Below are 14,677 nucleotides of genomic sequence, written 5' to 3'. Positions count from 1 at the left end.
CTAAAAATTAGTTTAAATTTGCTGCCCAATGGAAAGTCATTCCTTGTGAATAGAGATAATCTAAATAAGAATGACGGAATTGATATTCAGTAATGACTTTACTGAGTTCAGCATTTAATAATTCATTTTCTGCATTTAACAGATCAAGTAAAGAACGTTTCGCAATAGAAAATTGTAATTTATAAAATTGAGTGACTTCATAAAGAGAATTAACTTGATTAGAAAGTGTTTTAATTTGTTTACTATATTCATCTAAATTAATTAACGCATTTCTTGTTTTCTCTTGTAGATCTAAAATAGTCTTGTTTAAACGATTTTTTTCTGCATTTAATAATTGTGCTTTTTCCTGCACACTGTAAGTGTTGGCCCGATTAAACATATCCCAAGAAATAGTTAAATAAACTTGGCGATCATCTTTTGTCACTTGTCCAACTAAGTCTAATTTTGGATAACGACTTGCTTTTTCGGCTTCTAAAGTCGCATAAGCTGTTTTTATGTTAGCATCTGCTGTTTTATAAGAAGGATGTAAACGTTGAGATTGTGAAAAATGCTTTTTTAGTATAGTTGTTGTCATTGAATGAAAAGGATCTTGTAAACTGGTTCGACTGAGCCTAATACCAGAATAGCGCTGTAATTGACTTAAGGTATCTTGAAGATCTCGCTCAGTGGTATTCATCTGCTGCTTAACAGCAAATAAACGTGCTTGTGCTTGAACAAATTCAGAACGTCTGCCATCATCATTATCAGCAATAGCACCAATTTCTTGAATAATAGTTTGTAAACGAGCTAATCCTTGAGACTGAGCTGCTAAAGTATCGTTATATCTTAATGCTAATAAATAGAGTTCTGTAATACGATAAGCTAGATTTTCTCTTGTTTCGTCATATTTATAGTGCAAAGATTCTTCATTTGCGACTGAGGCTGAAATTTTCTTCTCAACAGCCCCAAATGAATAGATATTCATTGAAGCTGAAACGCCAGGTGTAAACTTTGGCTGATCAGTATTATTATTTCGAGAGTACTCTTCTAATGATTGTCGTCCAAATACTGAGAGTGTTGGATAATGACCTGAAATAGCTTGTTCAGTCTGATTATGAGCTACCATTGTATTTGTTTTTGCTTCAAGTAATTCTGGATCGGTAGCAAAAGCATTATTTAAAATTTGTTTTAATGTAAATTGATCATTTGCATAAATATTATTTGTACTAGCTAAAGAAAATATACAGCTAATCAATGAATGAATTAAGAACCGTTTTTTCATATATATGCTCCACTTAGGTATTTATATTAATTTTTATAGCATCTTAATAAAAATAAATTCTTAACTATATAGTAAAAATTACAGAAATTCTTATGATAATAGCTATTGATAAAATAGGTAATTTCTATTTTTTGCAAAATTTTAACATTGTGGAAGAAGCTATATTGGAAAAGGATGGGTTTTAATTGTAGAAGATCAAGACTAATCTGACAGCTGACAGTCCTCCGTTTTAAATTACCGTGCCTGTCAGATTAATTTGAGTTTAAATTCTTTTCCGCCTAAATACACTTTCCATCAAGTAATGTGCTATTGGTGTTCTTCATAGCGGTTTTTATTGTATATAATTTGGCAAACGCCACTTTACTATAAGTGTCAATAAAGATTTGTTGGTAAATTCTCCCCACGCCTTTGATATTCCCAACATAAAATGTATCTTGTGACCCCAAATAACCAAGATGTGCTGTGTCGATTTCGTCACAAACCATCTCAACTTATTTTTTATTATTGCCTAATTTAACTCCTCTTGGCATTGTGAACAATCTCCTGTCATAAGATTAAATTAGGCAATGATAAATTATCATCAATTATAACTCCTTTATGTTATCAACTATCCTAACGTTACTCAGTAAATATTCAGAGCTTTTAATCAGATCAAAATTATTTACTACAATATAAATTACATTCAAATAAAAAACCCTCCTAACGGAGGGTTTAAACTTATGCAATAATACCAATTAAGTTTTTATCTACATACACAGTTACACCATCAATAGTTTGATATCGATAAGCATCTACTTGAGTTATAGTCGTCTCTTTTACTCCCAATAACTCATTGTTATTGTCTGTATCTAATATCAAATCTTTCATCAATACTTTTCCGTTCTCTGGCAAAGTAAAGGTTGTGGTCGTGCTACTCTTAGTTGATTTATCTAAGCCCAAAATCTGATTACTTGATTGAACCAATGCCCCATCTGAATTTAGGTATTTTGCACCATCTGTACCATAAATCACTAAATCCTGCGATCCTTTATTTTGGTTAAGATAGTTATAAAAAGATACCTGATTAGCTGTACCATTTAAATTTAAAAATTCTAAATTTTTAAGATTTTGCATAGCAATTACTGCTGAACCTCCATCTGAAAAGGTTGAGTTTGAAGCAATACGTAATACATCCGTACCAGATCCAAAGTCAATAATTGTATTTGAAGCAGAGGATAAGCTAGTATCTAGTTGGGTAGAACTCGGGCCTGCTTTAAGGTCACCATAAATAACGAGTAAATCATCTCCTGCCCCCATATGAATTCTATTAGAACTACCTATACGAGTGGTATAAATAGCATCGTTGCCATCAGCCATATCAATATAATTCTCAGTGGTTAAACCTTGGTTATAAGCAGTAATAATGTCATTGCCAGGCCCCATACCTACATAAGTATTTTGCATAATAGCCGAATTTTTGTTATAAACATCAATAACATCATTTCCACTGCCTCCGTTGATAACAACTCCTACATTACCCGTAAGATCGGATTTACCTGCATCGAAGAATTTCACGTCAACAGGCGAAAATGCTGATGTCGAGAAATAGTCATTACCACTACCTAAATTTATTGTAATAAAATTGCCCTCATTGCTTTTACCATTATCTGTAGTTTTTTCTACATAAATCACATCATCATTATCACTGGATTTATTAGCACTACCTGCTTGATAAGTTTGCAGTTGCCCATTATATACATTACTATCTCCAGGATAAGCATTATCATTCCCGTGAGAATACCCTCCTTTATGATTTGGGCCTCCGCTTTCATTAAGGTTAGTTGATAAACGGGTTAAACGAATAATTGGTTCAACAGGCCTTGTTTTATCTGTATCTGTAATTGCTACTCCATTATTTTTCAAATCAACAATTGTTGCTGTTACATCGTGGGCTATACCGATATCCAATTCATCAAGGGAGTTACGCCCTGTTAAATCTTTAATCCCTGGAATGGTAATCGTCCAATTTCCATCATTTTGAATAACATTACTGATTCCGTAGGTACCAAAGGTTTTACCATCAATACTAATAGACACATAACGCCCCGCTGCATTGGTTGAGGTTCCTGATATTGTCAAGCCTTCATATTTAGCATTACTATCAATAATTGCATAATCATTTGCATCAGTGCCTATAGGATTTTGAGAATAACCGTTAATTGTTGTGATATCAACCGTAGCTGTCATAGCTGTTGTTACTACATCTATATCCGTAGCTGTTGCTCCATATTCACTAGTAACCGTTGCTTTGAATTGATATGTTCTACCTTGAGAGAAACCAAAGTTTTTATCAAGATTGATTGTCCAATCACCATTAGTATCTGTTGTTGTAGTGTAAGTTTTCACAACACGTGTTGGGGCATAAGTTCCATCAGCCTGAACTGATAATCCACTCTTCGCTTGTTCAATAACTTCTAAGGTTACTGTTTGACCTGCTCCAACATCAGTTTTACCTTTTACAGCAAAACCATTTGCATTGTCTGAATCACTGATAGAAGCATATTGGTTTGTATCGCTATTATCAGTAAATGCAGCTTCTGATTGGGTTTCGCCAGCAATTTCAGTAATATCAATTTTAGCCGTTAAATCAACATTACCTGTACCACTATTACTATTTGCTTCATTACCGGCTGGATCTTTTACTTTAGCAGTTGCTGTGTAATCTCCAGATGGTAAGTTGCTATCAGGCACAACGCTATAATTGCCACTACTATCTGTTGTCGTTGTTACAGTTTGTGTAGAACCATTGTTGTAAGTAATGGTTACGGTAACCTCTGTTCCTGGCTCAACACCTGTTACTGTTCCTGTAATGGTTGGTTTTGGTGTTTTGCTCGTTGCTGGTACAGTAATACTAATAGTTGGTGCCGTGGTATCTACTACGGTTAAGTCAATATCAGTATTGGTATTACCTGCTTTATCTGTCGCTGTTGCTTTAACTTGATATGTACCATCCGTTGCCCAAGTTGCATTGGCTGGAACATCGACAGTCCAAGTACCGTTCTTCACAGGGGCAGTATAACTTACGCCATTACCAATTTGATCACCATTTTCTTTCAAAATCTCAACGATAACGTTTTCAACACCAGTTTCAGTAGAGCCTTTAATGGTAAAGCCTGCTTCTTTTTCTGCTTTATTCACATAGGAATATTTATCAGTATTTCCTGTATCGCCTGTACTAGGCTGATCATCACCAGCAATATGGTTGACATCAACCGCTGGTTTAGTGAGATCTGCGTTTACTTTATCCGTATCACGCCCTTCATTACCAACTTTATCACTTACTGTCGCAGTAAAATTGTAGGTTTTGCCATCTTCAATCCATGCCTCATTAGCTGGCACATTGGCAGTCCAAGCTCCATTAGCTACTTTTGCTTCATAGGTTGCAACAGGGTTGCTAGCATCATCTGTGTTATACACCTTGATACTCACTGTCTGATCATTTTCAGCATCAGTCGTTCCTGAGATAGTAAAGCCACTAGCTTTATCTGAGCTGTTAATATAAGCATAACTATCATCATCGCCTTGATCATCACCAGATTGGAGTTCTCCTGCAATCTGATTAATATCAATCACTGGAGCTGTGGTATCAACAGTATAATTTTTCGTTCCTGTACCTGTTGCAGGGTTACCTGATGGATCAGTAACGGTTGCCGTTGCTGTTACCGTTTGAGGGTTTGCACTAGCCAATTCGCTACCATCAACTTCAACACTGAAGTTACCCTCGTTATTGCTTACGCTAGTAACCTTAGCTGGGTATCCTTTACCGTTAACGGTTACTGTAACATCATCGCCCACTTTAACATCAGGACTATTTACTTTACCTGTAATGGTAACTTTACCGCTACTTTCCGTTTTATTCACAACATTATCTTCAGTAACATTATCAACCATTACGCTCACTGTTGGAGGCGTTAAATCTGTTGCCGCAGTGCTATCTGAATCTTCTGCTGTGTTACCTGCTGTATCTGTTACAGTCGCTGTAAAGGTATAGACCGCTTGATCTTTGATCCATTCTTGGCCAGCTGGAACTTGCATTGACCAACTTCCTCCTGACACTGTAGCTATATCCGTGTAAGTTGCCACAGTTGAGCCACCAGAATCTTTTACAGTAACTGTTACTTTTTGACCATCTTCAGCATCTGTTGTACCCGATACTTTAAAACCATCTGCTTTATCTTTGATATTGATTGTGGCATAGCCGTCTTTATCCGTATCGCCTTGGTCTTCACCTGCAATATGAGTAATATCAATCGTTGCCGTTGTATCCACGGTATAAGATTGTTCTCCGCTACCTGTGCCTTCATTACCCGCTGTATTGGTTACCGTTGCTGTCGCTGTAACTTTTGGTGTAGAAGCATTTTTCAGCTCACTACCTGATACCGTAACCTCAAACTCTCCTTGACCATCAGTAACCTTCTTAACGCTGGTTTCATGTTTATTACCGTCAACAGTTACCACCACTTTGTCCCCAACTTTCACATCTGGACTAGTGACTTTACCTGTAATCGTAATGTTATCTTCACTTTCAGTTTTATTTACCACATTATCATCCGTAATTTTATTCACTGTTACGGTTACATTTGGTAGGGTTAAATTAGTTTCTGCTGTTTTATCAGGATCTTCTGCTGTATTACCCGCTTTATCCGTTACTTTAGCTGTAAAGGTATAAACTGTTTTATCAGTAATCCAAGTTTCATTAGCTGGAACATTCACTGACCATTTACCAGCCTCTTCAACTGTCGCTGTGTAACGTGCCACCTCGTTTGTGCCGTTTGAAACGGTTACTGTAACAGTTTGACCTTGCTCTGCATCCGTTGTTCCTGATACTTTAAAGCCTTTCTCTTTATCAGTATTATTAATCGTTGCATAACCATCAGCATCTGCACCATTCTGGTCTTCTCCAGCAATGTGATTAATATCTATCGATACGTCTTTATCAACCGTATAGGTTTTTGGCGAACCAGGTACTTTACCTTTATTACCTGCTTTATCGCTAGCTTCAACTTCCACTTCAATTTGTTTATCGCTGTCATTATCTAATGCTGAACCTGGTACTTTAATTGTAAAGTTACCGTCTTTATCGACTTTACCTGTATATGGATTGTTATTAACCGTTACTGTTACTGTATCACCCTCAGTAAATTCACCTGTTACTTTACCAACCACTGGCACTTCTGGTGAATCTGCCTCTTCTTTGTTGATGACATCATCATAGCCTACTGTGGTAATGGTTACTTGAGTAGTATCACTATTTGGTGGAGTGAGATCTACCACTGTTAAATCAATATCGGTATTGGTATTACCTACCTTATCAGTTGCTGTTGCGATAACTTGGTATGTACCATCTTTTACCCAATCTGCATCAGCTGGCACATTGGCTGTCCAAGTTCCATTTTCAACTGTTGCCGTATAGGTTACGCCATCACCGATTTTATCGCCATTCTGTGTGCGAATTTCAACAATAACACTCGATACATCTGTAGCATCAGTAGAGCCTTTAATTTCAAACCCAGTTGCTTTTTCAGTACTGTTCACATATGAATAGTTATCTTCATTACCGCTATCCGCTCCTACTTGCTCATCTCCAGCAATATGAGTTACATCAACTGTAGGAGGTGTAATATCCACGTCATAATCTTTTTCTGTTGTCGCTTTACCCGGATTACCTGCTTTGTCTGTAACTTCAATTGTCGCTGTTACTTTCGGTGGCTCTGCGCCTGATAACTCTTGACCTGGAACCTTGATACTAAAGTTACCCTCTTCATCTACTTTACCTGTATATGGGTTGTTATTAACCGTTACAGTTACCGTATCGCCCTTATTAAACTCACCTGTTACTTTTCCTGATACTGGGATCTCTTTACCTGACTCTTCCTGATTAATAATATTATCTGGTGTAATAGGGTTTAAAGTAATGGTGGTCGTATCATTACTTGGTGCCGTTAAGTCAGTTTCTGCTGTCTTATCTGGATCTTCCGTTGTATTCCCTGCTTTGTCTGTTATTTTCGCTGTAAAGGTGTAAACGGTTTTGTCTGTAATCCAATCCTCATTAGCTGGAACTTGCATTGACCAATTTCCTCCAGCCACTGTAGCTGCCTCTGTGTAAGTTGCCACAGTTGAGCCAGTAGAATCTTTTACAGTAACTGTTACTTTTTGACCATCTTCCGCATCTGTTGTACCTGATACCTTGAAACCCTCTGCTTTATCTTTGATATTGATTGTAGCATAGCCGTCTTTATCCGTATCGCCTTGGTCTTCACCTGCAATATGATTGATATCAATCGTTACACTGGTATCAACTGTATAAGTTTTCGGTGTGCCTTCTACAGTAGCCGTATTTCCTGCATCATCGGTCGTCGTAATGCTTATTTCAATGGTCTTATCATTATCTTCTACCAATTCTTTACCTGGAACATTAATAGTAAAGTTACCGTCTTTATCGACTGTATCTGTATATGGATTGCCATTAACCGTAACTGTTACTGTATCGCCCTCTTTAAACTCACCTGTTACTTTACCAACCACTGGCACTTTTGGTGAACCAGCCTCTTCTTTGTTGATGACATCATCACCGCCAATGGTTGTAATAGTAATGTTTGTGGTTGAGCTATTTGGTGGTGTTGTATCAACAACCGTTAAATCAATGTCTGTATTGGTATTACCTGCCTTATCAGTTGCGGTTACTTTAACTTGGTATGTACCATCTTTTACCCAGTCTTCATCAGCTAGCACCTTGGCAGTCCAACTTCCATTCTCAACAGTAGCCGTATAGCTTGTGCCTGTTGTAGTTCCATCTTCTTTTAAGATTTCAACTACAACGGTTTCAGTATCTTCCGCCGTGTTACCACTGATTGTAAACCCGTCTGCTTTCTCTTGTTTATTCACATAAGAATAGTTATCCGTGTCCCCTGTATCTTGCCCTACTTGTTTATCATTAGCAATTTCAGTGGTATCAACTGTTGGTGGCGTGAGATCGATTTCACCATTACCATTATCTGTTCCTGTGTTACCGGCTGGATCTGTAACCTCAACGGTAACATTATAGTTGCCCTCTGGTAATTCATTTGGCACTTCTACACTATAAGAGCCATCAGGGTTAACTGTGGTGGTTACTGTTTGAGTATTATTATCTTTATCTGTAATCGTTACAGTTATAGTTGATCCCGCTGGTGCGTCTGTTGTACCAATAATTTCTGGCGTTGTATCCTTGGTTGTTGAAGGTACATTAACCGTTATGTTTGGTGGTGTGAGATCGATTTCACCATTACCATTATTTGTTCCTGTGTTTCCAGCTGGATCTGTAACCTCAACGGTAACATTATAGTTGCCCTCTGGTAATTCATTTGGCACTTCTACACTATAAGAGCCATCAGGGTTAACTGTGGTGGTTACTGTTTGAGTATTATTATCTTTATCTGTAATCGTTACAGTTATAGTTGATCCCGCTGGTGCATCTGTTGTACCAGTAATTTCTGGCGTTGTATCCTTGGTTGTTGAAGGTACATTAACCGTTATGTTTGGTGGTGTGAGATCAATTTCACCATTACCATTATTTGTTCCTGTGTTACCAGCTGGATCTGTAACCTCAACGGTAACATTATAGTTACCCTCTGGTAATTCTTTTGGCACTTCTACACTATAAGAGCCATCAGGGTTAACCGTAGTCGTTACTGTTTGAGTATTATTATCTTTATCTGTGATCGTTACAGTTATAGTTGATCCCGCTGGTGCATCTGTTGTACCAGTAATTTCTGGCGTTGTATCCTTGGTTGTTGAAGGTACATTAACCGTTATGTCTGGTGGCGTCGTATCTACAGCATAATCACGATCCGTTTCTACTGGAATTTTCGAACCTGTTTTATCTGTTACCTCTACTGTAGCAGTAACTTTAGGTTGGTCTGCCTCAGCTAAATCTTTACCTGGCACATTAACAGTAAAGCTACCGTCTTTCTCGACTGTAGTTGTAAATGGTTTATTATTCACCGTTACCGTTACTTTATCACCCTCAGTAAATTCACCTGTTACTTTACCTGAGATTGGAATATCTTGTTGAGATTCTTCTTTATTGATAACATCATCTGGTGTAATTGGATCAAGCGTAACATTCGTTTTTACAACTTCATTACCTTTATCTTGCGGTTTATTGCCGTCTTTATCCACACCTTTATTACCTGCTGGATCTTCTACTTCAACCTCTACATCATAGTTACCTTCAGGTAGCGAATTAGGTACTTCAATACTATAGTCGCCATTTTCATCTGTTTTAGTCGTTACGGTTTGAGTATTACCATCTTTATCTGTAACAATCACGGTGACCGTTGTTCCCTCTGGCACATCCGTTACATTACCTTTAATCGTAGGGGTTTTATTAGTAGTGATATCTGGTGCATCAACAGTAACGGTTGGAGGCGTTGTATCAACAACCGTTAAATCAATATCGGTATTGGTATTACCTGCTTTATCAGTTGCGGTTACTTTAACTTGATATGTGCCGTCATTGTCTGTCCAACTCGCATTCGCTGGCACATTGGCTGTCCAAGTTCCATTATCAACAGTGGCAGTATAGCTTGTACCTGTTGTCGTTCCATCTTCTTTTAAGATTTCAACTACAACGGTTTTAGTATCTTCCGCCGTGTTACCACTGATTGTAAACCCGTTTGCTTTCTCTTGTTTGTTCACATAAGAATAGTTATCAGTGTCCCCTGTATCTTGCCCTACTTGTTTATCATTAGCAATTTCAGTGGCATCAACTGTTGGTGGAGTAGTATCAATTTCACCATTCCCGTTGGTTTTACCTGAGTTACCATCAGGTGTTGTTACCTCAACAACAACATTAAAGTTACCCTCTGGTAATTCATTTGGCACTTCTACATTATAAGAGCCATCAGGATTAACAGTAGTGGTTACTGTTTGGGTATTACCTTCACTATCCGTTATGGTAATAGTAACTGTTGAACCTTCAGGTGCATTCGTTTCTCCCGTAATTTCAGGAGTATTATTTTTAGTTGGATTAGGAACAACAACCGTAACATTAATCGCAACCCCTGAATCGCTATGATTAACTTGTATCCCTGCGGCGAGAGGCAATAAAGCTAATAACCACCAAGGTGAAAATGCCCATAGATTACTAATTGGATCTCCTCCCAATGCTTGTCCTGCACTATTCCCATCGGCTAATAATGTAACGGCATCTGTTTGTAATGTACTTTCAGGAACATAAGGATAAATTTGACCATTTTCATATTGACCAACCAATAAGCAATCATTATTTTCTTGATTATAATAATCTTCAATTATCAAGTCTGGTTGCTCAATATCACTCCCTTCAAATGCAATAACTAAGTCATCACCAACTCGCTTCGTCATAATATTTTCTGGGGCAAATTGTGTTTCTTCATCAGTGAATTGATAATGTACTTTAGCTTGTGCTTTGATTTTAATTAATTGACCTTTTTCTAATTTTAAGGTCTGAATGGTTTCTTTGCTGTTATTAATATTTAAAATGATTGTTTTTGACATTTCTATATCCTAACTACTTATGTTTTTTTTCAATATTTTAATACTATTAAGGCTACTTATTACGATTAGTGTGTAATACAACTTCTACTCGGCGGTTAGGTTGATTACATAATTGTTGTTGTATTTTGTTATTGGATTGAATTTGACAATTAGAAACAAGTAAATTTTCAGAACCTTTGCCTTCAACACTAATTAATGCTTCTGCAATACCATTATCCACAAAAACTTGTTTAACTGTATTGGCACGTTGTAAGGAAAGTTTCTTATTATATTTTTCACTTCCCATAGGATCGCTATACCCTATTATTTCTATTTTCTTGATATCTAATCCATATTGTTGAATATCCATAGCAATTTTACTTAATTCTTGTTTTCCAACCGTTAGCATAGATTGATAATCCACTTTATTAAATGGAAATAACGCTGATGCTTGTAAATCATAATGTTTAGTTACTGAACAATTTGTATAATCTACTCGAGATAATGTATGCGATTGGCGAGGCATGCTTTCTAACTCTTGTTTAGCTAAGCTCTCTTCTACTGGAGTTAGGCTCGGTTTGCCATTTATATTTATTACTTTGAAAAAGCTGATTTTCCCTTGAGGTAAACTATAGTAAGCTCCTAAGTTAGCTTTATTGCGATAGCCAGGATCTTGATGAGTAAATTCAGAATATAAACGTTGGCTATCAGGGCAAACCAATGTCTGTGAATACGCATTAGGCTGTAAAGAGGCTAAATACTCACCATTTACATAAATATTAGTTGTTGCCCCTTCAATTGCATTTTGAGTACGATAAACAATCAGTGAAGAACGGTTTTCTGGAATATCCTGCTGATAGCTTTCCTTTTGAGTATTTTTCCATGATAAGGAATTTGGAGCTGTCGTACAGCCAAACATTATTAGAGTAAATAAGGCGACTGAAAATGATTTTAATATTCTCATAAATTTTCCTTGTTATTTTATTAAAATTGATAGCAACCTTTGTAAAATTTAAGAACGAGCAATAATAAGGCATATACTTATTAATGTAAATTCCCCCCCCCCTCCCCTTTTCGCTCAAAAAACTTACAAATAAGATTAAAGCCAGCCCATTTAAAATCAATGATTAACGGTTATAAAAATATAAATTATTAATAGTGAAAATTTTACGTAAGTATGCTCTTTTATCGTCATCAACTTTTAACTTAAAAAAATCAATTAATTACAAATAACAAATCCGCAAAAGGAGGTATTTTTATTTACAATAACTTTAATAAAGTGTAAGTTTTGTATTTTTTGTTTTTATTGGTTTTTGCTATTTGTATAACTTAAAGCCTAAATACCTATTTATAAGTACGACTTATGCAATATAAATAAGCTCAAAATTTAGATGAACTACTGAATTTATTTAAATTAGGTATATAGTTTTAATACATTCTTTAAATTCAACCTTGAAGTGCAACGTTTTTTGAAAACAAGTTGATAAAGTAAGATGTGCAGTGTTGCACTTCGTTTATTAGCGGAGGAGCAGTAAGTGTATTTAGCGTTATACAAGGGTAAACGTAACGGTAAATCGCTTTATGCATACTGGTGTAGATTTAGTGATTGGTTAATCCGAAAGTTTACTCGAGGACAATACTCATATTGTGGGATCGCCATCAAAAAAGAGACTAATTTTACCGACCGTTACAATTTTGATTTTTATTATGAGGGTTACTCATCATCGGTGTGTGCGTAAAAATTAACAATTACATTATAAAATATATACAATATATAAATGAATTATTAATCTTAGAGAATCAAAGTATGTTGATAAGTTTTAAATATTTAAGGTTGATTAAAAATAAAATGGAACAATTTCATAGAGAACTCTTGCTTTACTATATTGTATAGAGTTACTCGATGTTAAATAGAATAATAATTTGAGGGAAACAAAATTTGCTTCCCTCTCTTATAGAAAAAAATAATTAGTTTATTAGATAAATAAACTGCCCCACATAAAACCGAATAATACAGAGAGAGAAATTGCAATAACACCTGGGATAATGAATGGATGGTTAAATACAAATTTACCAATACGAGTTGAACCAGTGTCATCCATTTCTACTGCAGCAATTAAAGTTGGGTAAGTTGGTAATACAAATAATGCTGATACAGCAGCAAATGCTGCGATTGCAGAAAGTGGAGATACCCCAAGTAAAATTGCAGTTGGGTATAATGCTTTAGCAGTTGCAGCTTGTGAATAAAGTAGAGTACTTGCAAAGAATAATACAACAGCAAGCATCCAAGGGTAGTTATTTAATAGATCCGCAGAAACAGCTTTGATTTCATTGATGTGACCAGCAACGAAAGTGTTTCCTAACCACGCAACCCCCATTACACAGATTGATGCAGACATACCTGATTTGAATGTTGCTGCAGAAGTAATTTTACTTACATCAATCTTACAGAAGATAGTAATTAATGTAGCAGCTCCTAACATAAAGCTCACGATAGCTTCATTACGTGGTAATACTGGATTATCAATTAAGCCTACAGTTTTACTGATTAAAGTTGCATAGAGCATAACGACAATTACAGTTGCTAAGAAGATTGCAACAGAGCGTTTTGCATATGGTTTAATTTCAATTTGAGTTTCACCACGTAATTTAATTAATCCTGCTGCTAAACGGCGTTGATATTCTGCATCATCTTTTAATTCTTTGCCTAAGAAATTACAGATGAAAGCAGTAATCATACAAGCAACAAAAGTAGTTGGAATCCAAATTGCTAATAATTCAAGATATCCAATACCATAAGTTTTTTCAATTTCACCAGCAAGGTAAACTACGGCTGCTGAAATTGGGGAGGCAGTAATTGCAATTTGTGAAGCAATAGTTGTAATAGATAATGGACGAGATGGACGTACACCTTGTTCTTTTGCTACTTCTGCAATCACTGGAAGAATAGAGAATGCAGTATGACCTGTACCAGCACAAACAGTCATAAAATAGCCCACTGCTGGTGCAAGGTAAGTAATATATTTTGGATGTTTACGTAAAATATGTTCTGCCCATTTTACGAGGAAATCCATACCACCAGCGACTTGCATTGCAGCAATTGCCATAATTACTGACATGATGATAGAAATTACGTCAAAAGGGATTTCACCTGGTGTTAAGCCTAACATTGCTAATACTACGACACCTAAACCACCAGTAAAGCCAATTCCAATCCCGCCTAAACGGGTACCTAAAAATATAAAGAATAGTACAACTAAAAATTGTAGCCAAATCATATAAGTTCCTTGTAGTTTATAAATAACACACAACAACAGAGTATTCAGATTGAACTGCTATAATACTTTGCGGCTAGAATTCTAGCAGTTTTTAAACGTAGATTCTTGAGTTAGATCTAAAATAGTATGTTATTCAGACGAGTTGATTGAAAAGTGGTTGAATATTATTCAGGTAAAGTTTTAATCCAGAAGAAAAAGAGCCAATACTGAATAAGTAATAAGAGCAGAATGGCGACTTTGCCGAAAATATTAGGAATAGTATATAAAGGAAATGCCATCATCAGAGTAGAGATAAATAAAATATATAGTTTTGTTTTTTTTGTTAAGGCACGTTGCTCATGAAAGGTTTTTAAGTATTTATGGTAAATTGGTGTTTGTTTAAACCAGCTTTCTAATTTGTGGGAACTTTTACCGAAGAAAAAGAGAGTACATAAAAGAAATGGCGTTGTTGGTAAAACAGGGAGAAAAATGCCTAAAATGCCTAATCCCAGTGATAAAAAGCCAAGAAAAATATATAAATAACGTAACATATCTAGAATCTTTGGAAGTGTCGTCTTTTTATGCAGCAGAAACGATTTTTCATCTATGCTACATTAAAAAT

At 36.0% G+C, this 14,677-nt stretch carries 5 protein-coding genes and 1 pseudogene; all 6 read right to left on the bottom strand.

The window, feature by feature from the left end; all coding sequences use genetic code 11:
* Positions 1-7: 7 nt before the first annotated feature.
* Positions 8-1,261: a TolC family protein gene (locus tag ACFFHT_RS03175; protein ID WP_382373409.1), complete on the bottom strand. Its 1,254-nt coding sequence runs from the start codon at positions 1,259-1,261 to the stop codon at positions 8-10.
* A 281-nt stretch (positions 1,262-1,542) separates the two neighbouring features.
* A pseudogene (locus tag ACFFHT_RS03170) lies at positions 1,543-1,740 on the bottom strand (IS481 family transposase); the annotation flags it as partial.
* Positions 1,741-1,978: 238 nt separating this feature from the next.
* Entirely contained in the window at positions 1,979-10,819 is an 8,841-nt protein-coding gene (locus ACFFHT_RS03165) for an Ig-like domain-containing protein (protein ID WP_382373407.1), read from the bottom strand.
* 52 nt (positions 10,820-10,871) lie between these two features.
* A complete protein-coding gene (locus ACFFHT_RS03160) occupies positions 10,872-11,762 on the bottom strand; it encodes an OmpA family protein (RefSeq protein WP_382373405.1) in 891 nt (296 codons plus the stop codon).
* 1,012 nt (positions 11,763-12,774) lie between these two features.
* On the bottom strand, positions 12,775-14,076 hold the full coding sequence (locus ACFFHT_RS03155; protein ID WP_382373403.1) for an anaerobic C4-dicarboxylate transporter: 1,302 nt from the start codon (positions 14,074-14,076) through the stop codon (positions 12,775-12,777).
* Between the two features lie 164 nt (positions 14,077-14,240).
* Positions 14,241-14,606, bottom strand: a complete 366-nt coding sequence (locus ACFFHT_RS03150) for a YbaN family protein (RefSeq protein WP_382373401.1) — start codon at positions 14,604-14,606, stop codon at positions 14,241-14,243.
* Positions 14,607-14,677 lie beyond the last annotated feature (71 nt).

This window comes from Gallibacterium melopsittaci (assembly GCF_042433085.1).
GTDB lineage: Bacteria > Pseudomonadota > Gammaproteobacteria > Enterobacterales > Pasteurellaceae > Gallibacterium > Gallibacterium melopsittaci.
Note: the sequence above shows the minus strand (reverse complement) of the source record. Positions and strands in the feature narration are given on the sequence as shown.